Annotated in this window: 18 protein-coding genes; 7 read left to right on the top strand and 11 right to left on the bottom strand. The window is 35.6% G+C overall.

Translation table 11 applies throughout. The features are described from left to right. Positions 1–22 precede the first annotated feature (22 nt). Positions 23–1,096, bottom strand: coding sequence for an Mrp/NBP35 family ATP-binding protein (locus tag ACFOWA_RS11545; RefSeq protein WP_378985249.1), 1,074 nt, complete (start codon positions 1,094–1,096; stop codon positions 23–25). Positions 1,097–1,227: 131 nt separating this feature from the next. Here ACFOWA_RS11545 and ACFOWA_RS11540 point away from each other — a divergent pair, with 131 nt between their 5' ends. From ACFOWA_RS11540 to ACFOWA_RS11530, 3 genes are read left to right on the top strand one after another with little or no spacing between them, the layout of a single operon-like run. Further along, positions 1,228–3,387 (top strand): transglycosylase domain-containing protein, encoded by a 2,160-nt coding sequence (locus ACFOWA_RS11540; protein ID WP_378985247.1) that lies wholly within the window; start codon positions 1,228–1,230, stop codon positions 3,385–3,387. 54 nt (positions 3,388–3,441) lie between these two features. Further along, positions 3,442–3,984, top strand: a complete 543-nt coding sequence (gene hpt / locus ACFOWA_RS11535; RefSeq protein ID WP_378985245.1) for a hypoxanthine phosphoribosyltransferase — start codon at positions 3,442–3,444, stop codon at positions 3,982–3,984. Positions 3,985–4,038: 54 nt separating this feature from the next. Then, complete coding sequence (locus tag ACFOWA_RS11530) at positions 4,039–4,698, top strand: phosphatidylserine decarboxylase family protein (protein WP_378985243.1); 660 nt, start codon at positions 4,039–4,041, stop codon at positions 4,696–4,698. A 96-nt stretch (positions 4,699–4,794) separates the two neighbouring features. Here the strand turns inward: ACFOWA_RS11530 and ACFOWA_RS11525 are convergent, their stop codons facing one another. From ACFOWA_RS11525 to ACFOWA_RS11505, 5 genes are all read right to left on the bottom strand, one after another. Beyond that, entirely contained in the window at positions 4,795–5,958 is a 1,164-nt protein-coding gene (locus ACFOWA_RS11525; protein WP_378985241.1) for a mechanosensitive ion channel family protein, read from the bottom strand. A gap of 95 nt (positions 5,959–6,053) precedes the next feature. Next, on the bottom strand, positions 6,054–6,401 hold the full coding sequence (rplS, locus tag ACFOWA_RS11520) for a 50S ribosomal protein L19 (RefSeq protein WP_123207043.1): 348 nt from the start codon (positions 6,399–6,401) through the stop codon (positions 6,054–6,056). A gap of 138 nt (positions 6,402–6,539) precedes the next feature. Next, a complete protein-coding gene (gene trmD / locus ACFOWA_RS11515) occupies positions 6,540–7,214 on the bottom strand; it encodes a tRNA (guanosine(37)-N1)-methyltransferase TrmD (protein ID WP_378985239.1) in 675 nt (224 codons plus the stop codon). 15 nt (positions 7,215–7,229) lie between these two features. Beyond that, positions 7,230–7,757, bottom strand: coding sequence for a ribosome maturation factor RimM (gene rimM / locus ACFOWA_RS11510; protein WP_378985237.1), 528 nt, complete (start codon positions 7,755–7,757; stop codon positions 7,230–7,232). Between the two features lie 181 nt (positions 7,758–7,938). After that, the gene (locus ACFOWA_RS11505; RefSeq protein ID WP_378985235.1) at positions 7,939–8,511 is read right to left on the bottom strand and encodes a 30S ribosomal protein S16; all 573 of its coding nucleotides are present in this window, start codon (positions 8,509–8,511) and stop codon (positions 7,939–7,941) included. Positions 8,512–8,654: 143 nt separating this feature from the next. Here ACFOWA_RS11505 and ACFOWA_RS11500 point away from each other — a divergent pair, with 143 nt between their 5' ends. Further along, positions 8,655–9,176 (top strand): 5' nucleotidase, NT5C type, encoded by a 522-nt coding sequence (locus tag ACFOWA_RS11500; protein ID WP_378985233.1) that lies wholly within the window; start codon positions 8,655–8,657, stop codon positions 9,174–9,176. 210 nt (positions 9,177–9,386) lie between these two features. Here the strand turns inward: ACFOWA_RS11500 and ACFOWA_RS11495 are convergent, their stop codons facing one another. Beyond that, positions 9,387–12,380, bottom strand: a complete 2,994-nt coding sequence (locus ACFOWA_RS11495) for a VIT domain-containing protein (protein ID WP_378985231.1) — start codon at positions 12,378–12,380, stop codon at positions 9,387–9,389. A gap of 263 nt (positions 12,381–12,643) precedes the next feature. Between ACFOWA_RS11495 and ACFOWA_RS11490 the strand changes: the two genes are divergently transcribed. Further along, a complete protein-coding gene (locus tag ACFOWA_RS11490; RefSeq protein ID WP_378985229.1) occupies positions 12,644–12,970 on the top strand; it encodes a heavy metal-binding domain-containing protein in 327 nt (108 codons plus the stop codon). A gap of 44 nt (positions 12,971–13,014) precedes the next feature. Here the strand turns inward: ACFOWA_RS11490 and pfkA are convergent, their stop codons facing one another. The 4 genes from pfkA to ACFOWA_RS11470 all read right to left on the bottom strand — a co-directional run bounded on the left by pfkA (position 13,015) and on the right by ACFOWA_RS11470 (position 17,038). After that, positions 13,015–13,998: a 6-phosphofructokinase gene (gene pfkA / locus ACFOWA_RS11485; RefSeq protein WP_378985227.1), complete on the bottom strand. Its 984-nt coding sequence runs from the start codon at positions 13,996–13,998 to the stop codon at positions 13,015–13,017. Continuing rightward, the gene (locus ACFOWA_RS11480; protein ID WP_378985225.1) at positions 13,991–15,679 is read right to left on the bottom strand and encodes a protein-disulfide reductase DsbD family protein; all 1,689 of its coding nucleotides are present in this window, start codon (positions 15,677–15,679) and stop codon (positions 13,991–13,993) included. Before ACFOWA_RS11480 ends, pfkA begins: the two co-directional genes overlap by 8 nt. Before the next feature lie 125 nt (positions 15,680–15,804). Continuing rightward, positions 15,805–16,254 carry a protein-disulfide reductase DsbD domain-containing protein gene (locus tag ACFOWA_RS11475; RefSeq protein WP_378985223.1) on the bottom strand — a complete coding sequence of 150 codons (450 nt, stop codon included), beginning with the start codon at positions 16,252–16,254 and terminating at the stop codon, positions 15,805–15,807. A 7-nt stretch (positions 16,255–16,261) separates the two neighbouring features. Continuing rightward, entirely contained in the window at positions 16,262–17,038 is a 777-nt protein-coding gene (locus ACFOWA_RS11470) for a biotin--[acetyl-CoA-carboxylase] ligase (RefSeq protein ID WP_378985221.1), read from the bottom strand. A 44-nt stretch (positions 17,039–17,082) separates the two neighbouring features. On the opposite strand from ACFOWA_RS11470, the gene rsfS reads away from it, so the two are divergent. After that, positions 17,083–17,457: a ribosome silencing factor gene (rsfS, locus tag ACFOWA_RS11465; RefSeq protein WP_188417028.1), complete on the top strand. Its 375-nt coding sequence runs from the start codon at positions 17,083–17,085 to the stop codon at positions 17,455–17,457. Between the two features lie 26 nt (positions 17,458–17,483). After that, positions 17,484–19,583 (top strand): ATP-dependent zinc metalloprotease FtsH, encoded by a 2,100-nt coding sequence (gene ftsH, locus ACFOWA_RS11460; RefSeq protein ID WP_378985219.1) that lies wholly within the window; start codon positions 17,484–17,486, stop codon positions 19,581–19,583. The last annotated feature ends 25 nt before the right edge of the window (positions 19,584–19,608 follow it).

The following is a 19,608-nucleotide window of genomic DNA, read 5'->3' as shown; positions in this document are numbered from 1 at the left end:
ATATAAAAATAGTAATTTTTTATCAATTTGCCACCTGTGCGTTATTGATGGAAATTTGTTGTGCAATCTTACTTGCGATATCACCAAATATAACATCTAAAACAGGATTTTGGTTTAGCGCAACTGGTTTACCACTGTCTCCAGCCTCTGCAATACTTTGTACAATAGGAATTTCACCTAAAAACGGCACGTCAAATCGCTCTGCTAATTTCCGTCCACCACCGTTACCAAAAATGTAATATTTGTTATCCGGCAACTCAGCTGGTGTAAAATAAGACATGTTTTCTATCACGCCCAAAACCGGAATATTAATTCCTGGCATACGGAACATGGCTAAACCCTTGTGTGTATCTGCTAATGCAACTTGTTGCGGCGTAGTTACCACAACTGCACCAGAGATAGGGAAACTTTGTGTAATCGTAATGTGAATATCTCCTGTACCTGGAGGAAGATCTACTATTAGATAATCCAATTCTCCCCAGTTGGTATCATTAAAAAGTTGCTTTACTGCATTTGATGCCATTGGCCCTCGCCAAGGCACTGGCTGCCCTGGGTCTGCAAAAAACCCCAGCGAAAGTAACTTAATCCCATATTTTTCAATAGGAATAATTTTAGTTTTACCATCTGCCGTTTCTTCAGCTCCCGGTTTTGCATCAACCAAATCAAACATTGTTGGTACAGAAGGGCCGTAAATATCGGCATCTATCAAACCAACCTTTGCACCATCTTTAGCTAGTACAACGGCAAGGTTACTGGCCACAGTTGATTTACCAACGCCACCCTTGCCGGATGAAACTAAAATAATGTTCTTAATGTTATCTAAAGAGGATGAATTTGTTGGCTGAGTTACCCTTGAGGTGATGTTAATAAGCACTTCAGCTTCTGCCGATACAAAGTGCTTAACTGCATTTGTACAAGCATTTTTTAGCATATCCTTCATCGGGCATGCAGGCGTAGTGAGCTCAAGTGTAAAACTTACCTTGTTATCAACTATATGTAAATCCTTAATCATGTTTAAGGTTACCAGATCTTTTTTAAGATCCGGATCTTCTACATTTTTAAGCGCATCTAAAACTTGTTGGGGGTTAATCTGCATCGAATATATTTAAACTCAAAATTAACAAAACATAGCCACAAATACTTTTATTTAGGGTTTTTAACTGTAATTTTAACACGAAATAAACATTTAATTGTTACGTTTAAGCAATTAACCATTTTAACGACTGTATGCAAATACCAAAAATCAAAATCCCTAAAAAATATTTAAAAATCGGAACCTGGGTGTTAGGTGTATTTTTGATTGTTGCTATAGCTCTTGGTGCTGTTGCTTACAGTAAAAGAGAAGCTCTTTTGAAAAAAATGGTTGCCAAAGCGATCAATAAAGCCGATAAAGATTATGGTCTTGATGTTAAAATTGGTTCAGCTGGTTTTACAAGTTTAAGTACTATAAAAATGACTGCAATTTCAGTTGTTCCAAAAGATAGAGATACACTTTCTAACATAGCCGAATTAAGTGTTGGTGTTAAACTTTGGCCGCTAATTTTTGGTAATGTAAAGCTAGGTGAATTAAAAATTAATGATGGTTTTGTGAATATTGTACTTAAAGACACCATAACAAACATCGATTTTATTTTAAAAAGGAAAAAGAAAGATAGTACTACAACAAAAAGTAAAGTCAACTTAGCTGATATCGCTAGCAATATTCTAAATGAGGTTTTGTACAAAATACCTGATGATATGGATATTAAAAACATGGTTTTTAGGCTAAACGATAACGATACGGCTAAACTAAGTTTCGCAACAGTTGCCACGATAGATGGAGGTGATTTAAAATCGACTATTAATGTTAACAATGGCGAATCTACTTGGCATATTGATGGCGAGGTTGACCCAGGAAGCAAAGAATTGAGCATCAGTGCATATGCCGATGTAAAGAAACTAGAATTACCATATTTAAATAATAAGCTGCATGCGAAATTAAGTTTTGATACGCTTCAAACTGAGTTAAAAAACGCTAAATATAGTGGCGATGATTATAAAATATCCGGGTCGTGGTCGGTTAAAAATATGCTGATAAACCAACCCCGAATTGCAGGTAACGATATAATTATTCAAAGTGCGAAATTAGATGCCGACGTATTGGTTGGACCAAACTATATTGCGCTGGATAGTAGTTCAACAGCATATTTAAAAAACGCGTCCATTCACCCTTACATCAAATACACTTTAGGGAAAAATAAAATTTACGAGCTTAAATTAAATGCTGAAGAACAAGATGCCCAATCTATTTTTCAAGCCTTTCCCCAAGGTTTATTCGAATCATTGGATGGATTAAAAGTTCAGGGAAAGATTAAATATAATCTTAATTTTTATTTAGATACCGCAATACCTGATAGTGTAAAATTTAGCTCAACCTTAACACCTGTTGATTTTAAAATTTTGCAATGGGGTAAAACGAACTTGCAAAAAATTAACAGTCCGTTTGTTTACACACCCTACGAATATGGTAAACCGATGCGAGACATTACAATCGGTCCATCAAACCCAAATTTTACTCCTTTATCTGCGATTTCAAAAAACTTTATAAATGCCGTTTTAACAGCAGAAGATCCTTCCTTTTTTACACATAATGGTTTTGTTGAAGAGTCTATCCGAAAATCTATAGCGGTAAATTTTAAAGAGAAAAAATTTAAGCGTGGCGGCAGCACAATTAGCATGCAATTGGTTAAAAACGTTTATTTAAGTCGCCAGAAAACCTTAGCCCGTAAAGCTGAAGAAATTTTAATTGTTTGGCTTATTGAGCATAACCATTTAGTAAGTAAGCAACGAATGCTCGAGGTGTACTTTAATATTATGGAATTAGGCCAGAACATTTATGGTATTGGTGAAGCTTCTAGATATTATTTTGGCAAGCAACCTGCAGATTTAACCATTGGTGACGGACTTTTTCTAGCCAGCATTGTCCCTAAACCTAAAGCATCGATGTATAAATTTATGGCCGATGGAGGTTTAAAACCATACATGTTTAATTACTTTAGGTTTATGGGTAATATTATGGCTAGAAGAGGATTAACCCCATCAGACACATCAGGTTATGGCTTTTATAATGTACGTTTAAGAGAAGGCTTACGAAGGTATTTAGCACCTGATACAGCAGTAATTGACACCAATGCATTTGATGACGAGGAAGATGGCATGGGTAACGCACCCGTAGAAATGCAGGATAAAAATAAAAACCTATTCGACAGGATTTTTGGTGGAGGTAAAAAAGATACGGCAACAAAAGTTAATGTAAAACCTACTGATACTGTTAAATCTAAAAAACAATTAAGGCAAGAGCGTAGGGAGCAACGAAGGAGAGAAAGTGAACTTCAAAACCAACAATAAAGTACCTGTACTCAACATAGAATTAAAGCAATTATTTAAATTTCATCAGCAACAATGCACAAAATAAAAGTAGAGGATAAAGAATTCGAAATCTTTTTAGAAAACGATACGCTTAATAAAAGGATTAGGCTAATGGGCATACAAATTAATGTGGATTATGAAGGAAAGTGCCCACTTTTTATTGGTGTTTTAAATGGTAGTTTTTTGTTTCTGGCCGATTTAATTAAAGAAATAAACATTCCATGCGAAGTTGCTTTTATTCGTGTTGCATCTTACGAGGGCACAAGCAGCACAGGAGATGTAAAAGAATTAATTGGCTTACCAGATGATATTGAGGGTAGAGATATCATTATTGTAGAAGATATTGTTGATACAGGTTTAACCTTAACGCATATTTTAAAAATGATTAAGGAGAAAAATCCAGCTTCGGTGAAAGTAAGTTCACTTTTATTAAAACCTGCTGCTTTAAAATACAATATAGACGCTTTAGAATACGTTGGCTTTGAAATACCAAATGAGTTTGTTGTTGGTTACGGATTGGATTATAACGGACTTGGAAGAAACTTAACTGACATCTATAGAGCAACAGGATTATAATTTTTTAATCGGATTAATTTATTTTTCGCACCTTTGCCCAATAATTTTTTTACAATGACTATACATAAAGAAGGCTACACCACTATAGCTTTAAGCATATTATTTATTTTCATAATAAATGCTTTTGTAGATTATAAGTATTACGATGTAACCTGGTTGCGTTGGTTTGTTTATATATTTTCTGCTATATTTTTTATTATAGTTTTACAGTTCTTCCGTAATCCAACTAGAAGTTTTGCTACAGGAGATAATTTAGTTATTTGCCCTGCAGACGGAAAAGTTGTTGTTATTGAAGAAACAGAAGAAGGCGAATACTTTAAAGATAAACGTTTACAAGTTTCAATTTTTATGTCGCCAGTAAACGTTCACATTAATAGAAATCCAATTTCAGGTATTGTAAAGTTTTTCAAATACCATCCTGGTAAATATTTAGCAGCTTGGAATCCAAAATCATCAACAGAAAACGAACGCACAACCACAGTTGTAGAACATAAAAGTGGTACACCTATATTATTTCGTCAAATTGCTGGTGCACTTGCCCGCAGAATTGTATGGTATGTAAAAGAAGGTGATGTTGTAGAGCAAGCAGAACAGTTTGGCTTTATTAAATTCGGCTCAAGAGTCGACGTTTTTCTTCCGGTAGGCACAAAAATTAATGTGGCTTTGAACGATGTTGTTAAGGGTGGAATTACCACTTTAGCTGAATTAAGTTAGATTTACAACTCAACAATCAGGTTCTATTAAATGATAGAAAGCATTTATTTTGGGATGCTATTCCTTAACGTTTGATTGAAAAATTCTTCTTACAATCTAGTCTGTCGCATCATTTCCTACAGCTTTTTCGTTTGATCTATCGTTAATCAAACGTTGCTTTGGATATGCGAAATCAGATTTATTTTTCATCACTATCTCCATAATTTTGAAATTAATTTCCTGCTTTATCGATAGAAAATCATTATAAGCTGTTAATGATACAAAATATATCACCTCAATATTTAATGATGAATCTCCAAAACCTTCAAAATAAGCGTTACCATCATCACTTGTATCTTGGTGCTCGTAAATGTAGTTTCTAATTTCATCTACAATTCTTTTGATGGTTTCTGCATCTGTCTCATAAGTTATCCCAAAAGAAAATTTTACCCTTCTAAAATTTCTTAAACTCATGTTTTCCAAAACACCATCTATCATTCCCTTATTTGGGATGGTAGCCATAGTTTTTTCGGTTGTGCGAATTAAAGTACTTCTAAAACCAACCTTTTCTACTGTTCCTTCAACACCATCAACTTTAACCAAATCGCCAACCACAAAAGGTTTGTCTAAAAAGATGGTAAATGAGCCAATTAAATTTTCTAAGCTTTCTTTCGCAGCGAGTGCAATGGCTATACCACCAATACCCAAACCTGTAATTAGTGTTAAAACATTAACTTCGAATACGGCGCCTAAAAGTGTGAAAAAACCTATAAATACCACTATGGTTTTAAAAAGCTCCTTTAAGAAAGGCACCAGTTGGTCGTTTGATTTACTTTCTGTTAATGATGCTTTAAACAACAAAACATGCGATATAAAATCAATGATGCGAAGTATAATCCAGAAAATAGAAAGGATAATTAAGAATAGGAAAAGCCTGTCGATACAATCGCCGAGGGTTACAGGAATAGCTTCTTTAACTTTCCCAACCAATTTACTATACCTAAAAACAGTAACTTCTAGTGGATGTTTAAGCTGATTTATAGCTAGATATAAAGTAGTAAATAGCATGAAAACCTCGATAGGTTTTAGCAATAAGCTAACAAATGTATCATCGTGGGCTTGTTGAGAAAATCTTTTAAAAAGCTTAAATAATAGCTTGCTTAGCAACTTCGAAACTAACCTCTTAAAAATTAACCCTATTAAAAGTATGCCGCCAAATAGGCAATAAGCTTTAACCGAATTGCCCCAAAACACCTGTTCGAAAAATGCAGAATCTAACATATTAACCGGTCGATTTGTTAATTTAAAAAAAAGGAAACAAAAAAACCTTCACGATTTGTAAATCGTGAAGGTTTATATCTAGTAATAAAGAATAATTATTTTCTTAAAGATTTAATACGGGCAGCTTTACCAGTTAAAGCACGTAAATAGAACAATTTCGCTCTACGAACTTTACCATAGCTATTCACTTCCACTTTCTCGATGTTTGGAGAATTTACAGGGAAGATACGCTCTACACCAATACCGTTGCTCATTTTACGAACGGTGAAAGTTTCGTTTGCACCTGCACTGTTACGTTGTATAACAACACCCTGGTAAATTTGAACACGTTCTTTATTACCTTCGCGAATTTTATAGTGTACGCTCACTGTATCGCCAGACTTGAACGCAGGAAAATCTTTTTTCGCGATGGCCTGCTCTTCAACAAATTTTACTAAATCCATGATTTTAAGCTATTAAACCAACTTTCTTTACCTTGAAAATCGGATTGCAATATTAGGGAAATATTTTGATATAAAAAAGTCTAATTTAATTTTTTCCACATTCTTTTAGAATTCCACAATGGAATGTGTTAATTGCTTCTATTCCAAAAGATCAGGACGGCGTTTTTGAGTACGCTCTAAAGCCTGCTCATGCCTCCACTCGTTCACCTTAGCTTCATGCCCACTTAATAAAACATCGGGCACTTTGTGTCCACGCCAATCAGCAGGGCGAGTGTAAACTGGTGCATCTAAAAGTTCACCCTGAAAACTATCTGAAAGCGCAGATGTTTCATCATTTAAAACGCCGGGGATTAAACGAACCACAGCATCAACCACAATCGCAGCGGGCAATTCTCCGCCACTTAAAACATAATCACCAACAGAAATCTCTCTGGTTACAAAAATGTCGCGTATGCGTTGGTCTATACCTTTATAGTGCCCGCATAAAATGATAATGTTTTTCTTTATCGATAATTCGTTTGCTGTGCTTTGGTTTAGGGTAACCCCATCCGGACTCATAAAAATTACTTCGTCGTATTCTCTTTCGCCTTTAAGTTTTTCTATGCAGGCAGCAAATGGCTCAATACTCATCACCATTCCACTGCCGCCACCATATTGATAGTCATCTACGCTTTTTTGTTTGTTCGTCGCATAATCTCGCAGATTATGAACAACAATTTCGGCAATGCCTTTCTTTTGTGCCCGCTGCAAAATGGAATGCGCAAAAGGACTTTCGAGCAATGCTGGTAAAACCGTTATAATATCGAAACGCATCGTATAGATTTAAAATTAATTATCTAAATAAACATCAAGTAAACCCTCAGGTAAATCGAGCGTTAAAATTTTTCCTTCATCATCAATCTCCACGATGAAATCTTCGTTCAATGGAAATAAAATTTCTGTCTCCTGATACTTTACAGTAGCTACAAACTGTTGTGGGTACTCATTAACTTCTAAAATTTCTCCCAATTCGCCCAGTGTTTCATCAATAGCCATAAAGCCTTTTAAATCTGTATAGAAAAATTCATCCGCATCACGTTCTGGCATTTTATCAATTGGCAAATAAAGTTTCTTTTTTACCAAAGGTTGCACTTTGTCAATATGATCAACATCATCAAAATAAAACAAGCCCGTTTTGTTTGGGTAAAGTTTGTGGCTTGCTACAAAATATGGAACTAGTTTTCCGTTCATGTCAGCAAAAACAACATCCATATCCAGTTTCTCATAATCATCAAATTCGAAAAAAACCTGTGCTTCGCCTTTTAAACCTTTGGTTTTAGTTACATATCCAATATAAAATGCTTCTTCGTGTTTCATAAATACCAAACCCTTAAAGGGCATTATAGCTTATCGTCTCCTTGAGTTGAGTTCAGGGTCTTAATTGCAAGAAAGATGCTGAAACAAGTTCAGCATGACGGATTGTAAATAATAAATATCTCTAAATAAAAATAGCGCTCCGAAAATTCGGAACGCTATTTTAGCATTACAATAAAGTAGATTATTCTGCTTTATCTGATGCTGGAGTTTCGTCAGCCGGAGTTTCAGTAGTTGCTTCAGCCTCAACAGCTGGTGCTTCTTCTGTAACTTCTTCTTCAACAACTTCTTCTGCAACTGGTGCATTTTTAGCTGCAATAGCTGCTGCTCTATCTTCTTTTTTCTTAGCTTCTGCTGCTAATGCTGCTTTACGCACATCAGCTTTTGAGCTAGCTAAACCTTCTGTTTTACCAGAAATTTTACCTGCTTTTGCATCTAACCAAGCAGTGAATTTCTCATCAGCTTGTTCTTGAGTTAAAGCACCTTTTTTAACACCACCTTCTAAGTGTTTTTTGTATAAAACACCTTTGTAAGATAGGATAGCACGAGCTGTATCAGTCGGCTCAGCACCTTGGTTAACCCAAGCTAAAGTTTTTTCGAAGTTAATTTCGATGGTTGCTGGATTGGTGTTTGGGTTGTAAGAACCTAAACGCTCAATAAATTTACCATCACGTGGAGAGCGAGAATCTGCTACCACTACATGGAAAAAAGGTTTCCCTTTTTTACCAAATCTTTGCAATCTGATTTTAGTTGCCATTTTCTTTTGTATTTATGTATTCAACATATTTCCCGGAACTTCGTGTTGCGGGCTGCAAAGATAACTAAAATACTGTAAATTAAAAACATAGTTTAATTTCTTTGTTTTAAGGATATTTGAAAACAAATATTTGCTGATACAAAATGGAAAGAATTGCTATTGATATGGACGAGGTAATTGCTGATGCCCTCGCAAAATTTATTAAACTTTATAACCGGGATTACAATATCCCGCTGGATTTAAAAATTGATGCTGGTAACGAAATTTACCACCACGTACCCGAAAATGTAAATCAAAAATGGTTTGATTATATTAATGAACCTGGCTTTTTCCGCGATTTAGAAGTTATCGCCGACAGCCAAAGAGTAATTAAAGCACTACAACAGAAATACGATGTTTATATTGTTTCTGCAGCAATGGAATTTCGGAATTCATTAATTGATAAATACGATTGGCTTGCCGAGCATTTTCCCTTTATAGATTGGCAACACATTATGTTTTGTGGTAAAAAAATTGTTGATGCAGATATCATTATAGACGACCGCAGCAAGAACTTCGTTAATTTTAAAGGCAGAACATTGCTTTACACATCTCCACATAACTTGTTAATTACTGAATACGAACGTGTAAGTACCTGGGAAGAGGTTGCGGGTTTATTGCTTTAATTATTTTATAAAAATTTAGGTTTGCTTGCTAAACCATATAAGAAATGTAAGAACATTTAAGCTGGGCTTCAAACTTATATTCTTACATTTCTTATCTGGTTAATTATTAGTGTACTTCAATTAGAAGCTAAACTCTCCAACCAGGTTTCCATCGCGATTTCCTGCCGCCATTGGTAGTACAATTACTTTTCTCTGTTGCTTGCCTGTTGCTTAACGAGTGTAAATTTCTGCAGTTACAGTTGTTGGGCCACTGATGTTGATTTGCCTGTCGCCAAAATAATTCACTTCAATTTTGTATTTCCCGTTCACCGCTTGTTTTATCATAAACTGTTCAGGACCGTAACCAGATGTAAAATCATTACTAATCCGACCACCAATTTTGGTTCTGGAATTTCCGTAATAGCCTTTTTCACCAGTTGGGTCTGTTAACCACAAATCAATATCGGTATCATTTCTATTCCAATTTAGCACCACTCTAACATCAACAGGTAAGGGTTGAATTAATCTCTTATCAATTCCCTTTAAATTTAACTTACTTCCATGTTTACTAATCAAATTATTAATTTCGGAGATGATAATTTCTTCAATTCCTTCATCTCTATCTGATGTTTGGGCATTATAGCTTTGAGTTAAAACTTTATACAAATTATCTAAAGCTTTTTGATATTGACCTGCGTCAGCCAAAGCCAGCGCATAATCGCGGTAACTCTGTGCATCCATCGGGCGCCATTGCAAAACCTTTTGGGTTACAAAAATTTCTTCTGCATAATTGCCGGTCTGTTTTAATTTATATGCAAGGGTTTTATACAAATCGGCATTTTCCAAATCTAAATCGGCAATATTGCTTAAGATAGTTAATGCCCTTACACTATCATTCTTTAAGTAAAACCAATTGGCAACATCAAAATAAAACATTGGTGTGGTAATGTAATTTGGTCGCATTTTTAAATATGCTTGATAAGCACTATCAGGTTTTCCAACCAAACTTTTCATATAATCCTTATCGCTTTTAAATTCGGGGATTATAATTTCAGGTTGCTTTTCCGGTATAGCCCGATTGTTGTTTTGAATACTCACACCTGCAACCCTTCCTTGCAGGGCGCTTGTAAAATCGCTGTTCGTATTTGAGACAAGGCTTTCTGCGCTGATTCTTACTACAGAACCCGTTACCATCCTTTTTGCTTGAGCGGATGAAGCCGTAACAACAACTTCTTTTAATGCATTTTTATCTTCCGCTTCTCCAAGCCTTTCAACCACCGGAGGTTCAGCCGCTTTGTCTGCCTGAATTCTTGGCGGAACTATCGGACTTGCCTGCTGTGCAGAGCGTGATATTGATGAGCTACCTTGGGCTGTTCTATTTGGAAGCGCAACAACTACATTTTCCGGCGTTGGGTATTGCTCTTTTTTCTTTATAGGTTCTTTGTAATAAAAATCGGTATTCCACCAGGTTTTTAAATCTTTGCTCATTGCAACCGCAGCATTTATTAAATCGGTTTTACGTTCTAAAATATCGGCTCTGCGCTGCTTTAAAACCCCGTCGTAAGCGGGACGTAATTCTGCAGGTGGTGTAATATCATAACGTAAATAATCATCTAGGTTTTCTAAAACAATCAGGCTTGTATTTCTTGTTACGATGCCAAACTGTTTACTCAAGACACTTACATCATCTTTATTCTCCTCATATTGGATATCCATTTCGTCTATTTTCTTTTGCGCCCAAACCCTACTCACATTTATACTACTTAAAGCATGCTCTGTTGCATTAAGACGAATGGCTTGCTCTGCAACTACCGTATTACCATAACCAAATTGAAGAACGAACTCCGTATTTAAACCATTCATAATTCCGGCTACGGATAAATGTCCGTTTACATTTACGTGCATCGATGGATAAGTTTGCCGAATATCAGCTCCGTTTTTAATGCCTAAAAACTGAAGATTTTGCTGACTTAATTGTTTAAAAGCATCATCAGTAGAAATTGCATTCAGGTTTACGAACTGACCACCTGTTTTTAGGCTAATGTATTTCAAGGTACTATAATCTGCTTTCAGAGATGTATTTATGCAATGAACAGGCTTATTTAATGCGACTGTATTTTTTCCGAAGGTTGATAAGCCATCACTAAAGAAAAAATATTCTTCGGCTGCGGGATTTATATTAGACTTAATGGCGCTAAAATTTGTACCACCATCGTAAACAACTTGTGTTAATCTATCTTTTAATACCGACCAATTTCCATTGTTGATTACAAATGTTCCGGCATTTTTAAATCCATTATTTAACAAACCTAATTGAATTGTTAAGTTTCGTTTCTCTTTGATTATCAAATCTAAAAGCTCCAATTCCTTTTTAGTGTCTCGCTGCAAACCGCTCAAAGAAGCATCCCAAATTAAGCCGATTTGATTTGCCCATTGCCGCGGACGACTTTGACTTTTCGGAAAAACATTAACCAAAAAATAATATCCGGTTGATGCTTTTTGCATTTGCACTTCAGGCAAATCATTTCTTTTTGGGACATTAATTGTTAAACCATTTTTAGGTTGATAATTGGTTTTATTAATTTCACCAACATAAGTATTTCCATTAGCTTTAAAATCGAAACTGCCGTCGGGTTGTTCGCCTAGTTCGGGTTTTAAAACACTTTCGAAAACAGTTGTTTTTAAAGAGAAATTATCAATGGGCTGATTGTAATCAAGAGGCAGATTATAGCGTAAAAAGGTTCCACTATTGAAATTTAATTCTTCTTCATAACCCACGATAATGGTTCGACTGCCATTTGCAGGCAAAGGATAAATCCTTGTTCTAAAATTATTTCCTTCTACTTTTTCCAGTAAGCCAGGGTCTACTCGTCGCCGCTCAATGCTCTCGAAAACTTCGGTTGCTTTTGCCTTTTCTACCGGAACTGCTTCCCGCATTTTTCCATTTATATCTAGCGCATAGCGACTAATGCTTACGCCTTCGGGCATTGGAAAAGTTAGTTCACCTTCTAAAATTTTATTACTGTTGTTGTAGAAAGTCATAGTCATAACTGTTGTTGCTATGTTTCCTGTAATTTGAACATCAATACTTAATTTCTTAAGCTTAACCACTTCCTTTTGTTGGTTTGTTTCTGCTTGCTGAACTTTGAGCACTGGCATTTGTGCATGAGCAAAAAATGCAAATAAAATTAAAGGGATGGTGAATAAGGCTTTAGATAGTTTCATAATGTTTTGTCTTTTTTAGATTGATGCAAAACTTACTATGATTGCATAAATTTATTTTTAAACTATGCCGGACCGAAGCGGAAATAGCAGCGATAACCTATGTTAAATAAACCTGATAGCAATGTAAAGCGAAGCAATTTTTTCTATTGCGAAGCTTGAAATGAATAGCGGGAGGATTGAAAAAGATAAAAACCGAACCCTGCTTTCCTACAAATTTTGTAACATTTAACAAAAAATCTCTTATAAATAAAAAACTTAAAGCTATGTTAGTAACCACAACACCTTCGGTTGAAGGCTCAAAAATTGTAAAGTACATTGGTTTAGTTACCGGTGAAACGATTATTGGCGCAAATATTTTTAAGGATTTATTTGCCGGAATAAGAGATATTGTTGGCGGGCGCTCTAGCGCTTACGAACAGGTTTTAAGAGAAGGAAAAAATACCGCAGTGAGTGAAATGCAACAATATGCAGCAGCATTGGGCGCTAATGCTATTGTTGGGGTAGATTTAGATTATGAAACTGTTGGTACAGGCGGCAGTATGCTTATGGTTACCGCAAGCGGAACAGCTGTTATTTTAGAAAGTTTATAGTTTTTATTGGATGAATAGGCAAAATCCTATTCATCCAATAGTATTTAAAAAGATAGGATGTCAATAAGTTTTATCCAGGTAGAGCTTACCTTTTCTGCGTCGATGTGTTTTATAGCATGATCAAATGGCGTAAAAATCATTTCTCTATTTACCTGTCCTGCCATAACATTTCTTTCGCCATTTATTAAGCCTTCTACAGCAGAAACACCTAACCGGCTTGCTAAAACCCTATCCATGCAGGTTGGTTTGCCACCCCGCTGAATGTGACCCAAAACAGAAACTTTAGTATCGTAATGCGGGTACTTTGATTGCAAAATTTCGCCAACTTTGAAAGCACCGCCTGCATCGTCTCCTTCAGCAACAATTATAATTTTTGATGATTTATCTCTTCGGCTATGTTCTAATTTGTGTAAAACATCTTCTACACCCATGTTTGCTTCGGGGATAAGAATTGCTTCGGCGCCAACACCAATTCCACTTCTTAAAGCAATTAAACCAGAGTCGCGACCCATAACTTCTACAATGAAAAGCCTGTCGTGAGATTCTGCCGTATCTCTGATTTTGTCAACAGCATCAATAACCGTGTTAATTGCCGAATCATAACCAATTGTAAAATCAGTACCAGCTAAATCGTTATCAATAGTACCAGGCATACCTACAATAGGAAAATCGTATTCCTGACCAAAAATATTTGCTCCGGTAAATGTTCCATCGCCACCAATAACTACTAAAGCATCAATATTTCTTCTTTTTAAGTTGTTGAAAGCCTTTCTTCTTCCATCTACGGTTTTAAACGCTTCGCTGCGAGCAGTTTTTAAAATTGTGCCGCCACGCTGAATTATGTTTGCTACCGATTTACGATCCATCGGCAAACAATCATCGTTTATCAAACCTTCGTATCCACGAAGAAAGCCTGTTACTTCTATATCATAATAGATAGAAGCTCTAACAACAGCCCTTATTGCGGCGTTCATGCCCGGAGAATCTCCGCCGGAGGTTAAAACGCCAATATTCTTTATCTTATTCATTTGTTTGGTTTTTAGCAAATGCCGAAAGTCCCTTATTCAGATATTGCAAATATTTCTCTATTTTAAATTCTACTCCAATTGGAGGAGAAACTAATTCTTTTTCGTCAGTTCCCAAAAGTACATAATACGGTTGCGATATCGTATTAAATCTTTCTGCTTGTAAATGCTTAAATTTTTTACCTACCGTATTTACTTTTGTTTCTAAAATCTTTGAGTCGAATTGCTCATTTTTTGGCAAACTTGTTTTATCATCTGTATAAAGGGATACAACAACATATTTTTCCTTTAAGATTTTTAACACACGTGGATCTGACCAAACCTTTGCTTCCATCTCCCTACAATTAACACAACCATGTCCTGTAAAATCCAAAAAAAGCGGTTTTTTTTCTTTTTTAGCATAAGCCAAAGCTTCTTCATAATCAAAAAAACCATCAATTTTAAGTGGAATTTCTAAGAAGTCGGCATACTTTCTTTTAGGATGAGTGGGTTCTGCCGTTACTACTCCTCCTGCATTTTGATTAAGTACAAAATCTTGAGTTGAAAGAGGTGGAACTAAGGCACTTACAGCTTTTAAAGGCGCTCCCCATAAACCCGGTATCAAATAAAATGCAAAAACGAATGCAACCCCAGCAAAAAATAATCTTGGTATAGATACATAAGGCAAATCACTATCATGAGAGAATTTTATTTTTCCTAAGAGGTAAAAACCTAAAATGAAAGCAATAACTACCCAAATTGCGATAAAGACCTCTCTATCCAAAATCCCCCAATGGTAGGCCAAATCTGCAGTTGATAAAAACTTTAAAGCAAGCGCAATCTCTATTAATCCCAATACAACCTTAACCGAGTTTAACCACCCACCTGATTTTGGTAAAGATGTCATCCAACTAGGGAATATTGCAAAAACTACAAATATTAAGGCCAATGCAAGCGAGAAACCAAACATACCCATAATCGGCGCTAAAAAACCCCCCGATTGACCAACAGTAACCAACAATGTACCGATTAATGGACCTGTACACGAGAACGACACAACGGCTAAAGTTGCTGCCATAAAAAATATTCCTGTTAAGCCCTTTGAATCGGATTTTGAATCCATTTTATTAACAAAAGAGCTTGGTAAGGTGATTTCGAATGCACCTAAAAAGGATATACCGAATACAAGTAATATTAAAAAGATGAAAACATTAAAAAATCCATCAGTGGCCAATTCATTTAAAGCACTAGCACCAAATATTAAAGTAATTAATAAGCCTAAGAACACATAAATTACAATGATAGAAACACCATATATAATTGCACCTTGAATGCCTTTACCTTTCGTTTCGGCTCGTTTGGTAAAATAACTTACCGTTAACGGTACCATAGGAAAAATACACGGAAGCAGAAATGCAATTAAACCGGCTATAAAACCGGCAGCAAATATTGATAACAATGTTTGAGATGAACCTTGTTCTGGTTTTGCGGGTTCTACTTTTGCCAATGATGCGGTTGTATCTTTCTTTGAAGAATCCTTAACAACACTATTTGCAGCACTATCCTGTGCAGAGCCTACCTCTGTAAACTGGATATCATCAGGTACCGCGGCTGTGGTATCTTGAATTGTATTGGCAAAACTTACTGATGCCGGCAAAGCAATAAACATTGCAACTAGCATAAGTAAAAATAAAACCTTTTTCATGTGTGTGTGTGATTAAGCTGGCGAAATTACACAAAACCATTAATCTATATGCAAGCACAATGTAGATTTTACTTAAAACAGAAACAGTCCCAAAATTTGGAACTGTTTAAAACGTTTATTTGCAATTACTTAACCGGGATGCTGAACTCAACTTCCTCGGGTGGAAGACATTGCCTATCGTTACAAACCATAAATTCTACTTTGCCTTTAACAGCGGTTACACCTTTATTTAATTTGATTTTTTGTTGAAAAATTACTTGGTTTTCGAAATAACTCACGTTCATTTTAAATGTATCTTCATACTTTACAATCGCTTTTGGCTCTGTGGTTTTACCAACAAGGGTAAAATCTTTGGATGGAGAGAAAGTAAAAGTAGTTTTAACCGGACCACCGCTTTTTAAATTCTGCGAGTAGATATGCCATTTGTTATCAATAGAAGCTTTTATATACAGTGTTGCTTCGGTTTTGCTAGTTTTTTTTGCTACATATGCCCAGGTTACTGGTTTTTCAATTTGAGCAAAGGCGCCGGTAAGGGTAAACAATACCAGCGATAATACTAAGGTGATTTTTTTCATTATGTGTTTAATTTGTGTGTATGTATTCTATTTCTTTAAAGTTAAAGTGCCTGATATTTCCATCAACCTCCATAATTAAATGGCCACTGTCTTCAACTCCTTTTATCCTACCTTCAAAAACCTGACCATTTTGAATAAAGCTAGTTGCTATGTCAAAGTAAAGCAACCTATTTAAGTAATCGCTGTGTAAAATAGCATAACGTTCTGATTTCAAAATTAAATAGTATTTTTCCATATAAACAAAAATCTTTTCTAATATGAGATTTAAGTCCAATTCCTTATTCAAAATCTGATATACTGATGTCGCCTTTCTACTTAAATCATTACCAAAAGCCTGTTGGTTAATGTTTAAACCTATACCTACAACCGATGATTTTATAATTGAGCCTGTCAGTGCATTTTCTATAAGTATGCCACCAAGTTTCTTTCTATTGTAATATATATCGTTTGGCCACTTTACTGCAACGGGCGAAGGGAGGAAAAATGATAATGCATCGGATACAGCTAAACTAACAGCCATATTGAGATAAAACTGCTTTGAAATAGGCAAGAACGACGATTTTAGGTAAATGCTTGTACTAATATTTTTGCCAGGCTCTGTTTGCCAAACACTTTCTTGCTGTCCTCTACCTGCAAATTGGTTATCTGCCATAATTACAGTTCCCTCGGGTAATGGCTCGGAATTTGAAGCCAGATTCTTTAAATAGTTATTAGTAGAATCAACTTCTTTTAATTTGATTAAATTTTGACCAACAAATAGTGTCGAAAAAGTGTTATTTTGCAAGTGTTGAATTTATATTATTGTAATTCCAAAATTAAAGCATTTTAATGGTAAAAAAGAAAATAGTAGCCCTTTCTACATACCTTTCTGAATTGGCCGTACACGGCATACAAGAGAAAAAAGGAGAAGATATAGTGCGGTTGGATCTAAAAAACATTCACACATCAGTAGCGGATTATTTTATTATTGCGAGCGCAAATTCTGCAACGCAGGTAAAAGCCATTGCCGATAGCGTTGAAAAAGAAATATATAAGGCAACTCAAGCAGACCCAAGACATAAAGAAGGTTTTGAATCTGCAGATTGGGTTATTTTAGATTATTTCGACGTGGTTGTGCACATTTTTAAAACCGAAAAGCGCCACTTTTATGGCATTGAAGAATTATGGGGTGATGCTGAAAGCACAAATTATCAGAGCGCATAACCATACCACACCTTTTGAATAAGACAATGAACGATAATCAAAATACAAACGAAAACAAGAAATTAGGGAAAAAATTACCAAATATCCCAAAAAAGCCACAAAAAGGTTCGAAGTTTAATATCTTTTGGGTTTACGCCGCTATAATAGTTGCCATTATTGCCGCTCAATTTTTATTTACTACTGATGGCGGAAAAGAAGTTTCTTATAGAACATTTGAAACGCAAATGCTTTTAAAAGGCGATGTAGAAAAAATCATTTCTTACAAAGCTGATGATATTGTTAAAGCAGAGGTTTATATAAAAAAAGATAGTCTTAACAAGCCCGAATATAAAGCTTATAAAAGTACAAGTAGTTTTAATACAGGTGCGGCAACTGGTCCAACTGTATATTTTATAGCAGGTTCTCCAGATGCGCTTGACAAATTGCTTGCAGATTCTCAAAAAGATATACCGAGTGAGAAAAGAATTTTAGCTCAACCAACAACTAAGAACAACCCTTTAGCAAGCTGGTTTTTAACCATTATTGTTCCTGTATTGCTTTTAATTGCATTTTGGGTATTCATGATGCGCAGAATGGGCGGTGGAGCTGGCGGTGGAGGACAAATTTTTAGTATTGGAAAATCGAAAGCTACTTTATTTGATAAAGAAAGTCAGGTTAACATTACTTTTAATGATGTTGCTGGTTTAGAAGAAGCCAAACAAGAGGTTATGGAAATTGTCGATTTCCTTAAAAACCCTAAAAAATATACTAATCTTGGTGGTAAAATACCTAAAGGTGCTTTGCTTGTAGGCTCTCCAGGTACAGGTAAAACTTTATTAGCGAAAGCTGTTGCCGGCGAAGCTCAGGTTCCATTTTTCTCATTATCAGGTTCTGATTTTGTGGAAATGTTTGTAGGTGTGGGTGCTTCGCGTGTACGTGATTTGTTTAAACAAGCTAAAGACAAAGCACCATGTATTATTTTTATTGATGAGGTTGATGCTATTGGTCGTGCTCGTGGTAAAAACAGCGTAATGGGTGGTAACGATGAGCGTGAAAATACATTAAATCAACTATTGGTTGAGATGGATGGTTTTGGTACCGATTCTGGTATTATCATTTTGGCAGCGACCAATCGTCCTGATGTTTTGGACTCTGCTTTACTTCGTCCAGGTCGTTTCGATAGACAAATTTCTATTGATAAGCCAGATTTAGTTGGCCGTGAACATATTTTTAATGTACACTTAAAACCAATTAAAACTTCAGCTGAGGTTGATGCCAAGAAGCTATCAGCTCAAACGCCTGGTTTTGCTGGTGCCGAAATTGCAAATGTTTGTAATGAGGCAGCGCTTATTGCTGCTCGTAGAAACAAAGAATCGGTTGATATGCAAGATTTTCAAGATGCAATTGACCGTGTGATTGGTGGATTAGAAAAGAAAAATAAAATTATTTCACCTGAAGAAAAGCGAATCGTTGCCTATCATGAAGCTGGACATGCTATTGCAGGTTGGTTTTTAGAACATGCTGATCCATTGGTTAAAGTATCTATTGTTCCTCGTGGTGTTGCCGCGTTAGGTTATGCACAATACTTACCAAAAGAGCAGTTTCTTTACACTACTGAGCAATTAACTGACGGTATGTGTATGACAATGGGTGGTCGTGTTGCAGAAGACATAACTTTTGGTCGCATATCTACTGGTGCACAAAACGATTTAGAACGCATCACTAAACTGGCTTATGCAATGGTTAGTATTTATGGTATGAATGAGGCTGTTGGTAATGTTTCCTTTCACGATCCTCAAAACGAATACAACTTTAACAAACCATATTCTGAAAAAACTTCAGAACTGATTGATGTTGAAGTGCGTAAATTAATTGGCGATGTTTACATTAAAACGAAACAACTACTAATTGATAAACAAGACGGTTTAGAAAAACTTGCTCAAAAATTATTAGAGAAAGAAATTTTATTTCAAGCAGATTTAGAAGAAATTTTAGGTAAACGACCTTTTGATACTCGTACAACTTATGATGAATTTGTTAACGGCACAGGCGACCAAACACCTGCTGCTGAAGGCTTAATTCATGATGGAGTAGGTAACGCAGACGTTGATAAAGAAGTTACCGGGATTAAGCCAGCTTCAGAATAAGCATAAATATTAAATTGATATTAAT

This window comes from Pedobacter lithocola (genome assembly GCF_042650845.1).
In the GTDB taxonomy this organism is placed as follows: domain Bacteria; phylum Bacteroidota; class Bacteroidia; order Sphingobacteriales; family Sphingobacteriaceae; genus Pedobacter; species Pedobacter lithocola.
Note: the sequence above shows the minus strand (reverse complement) of the source record. Positions and strands in the feature narration are given on the sequence as shown.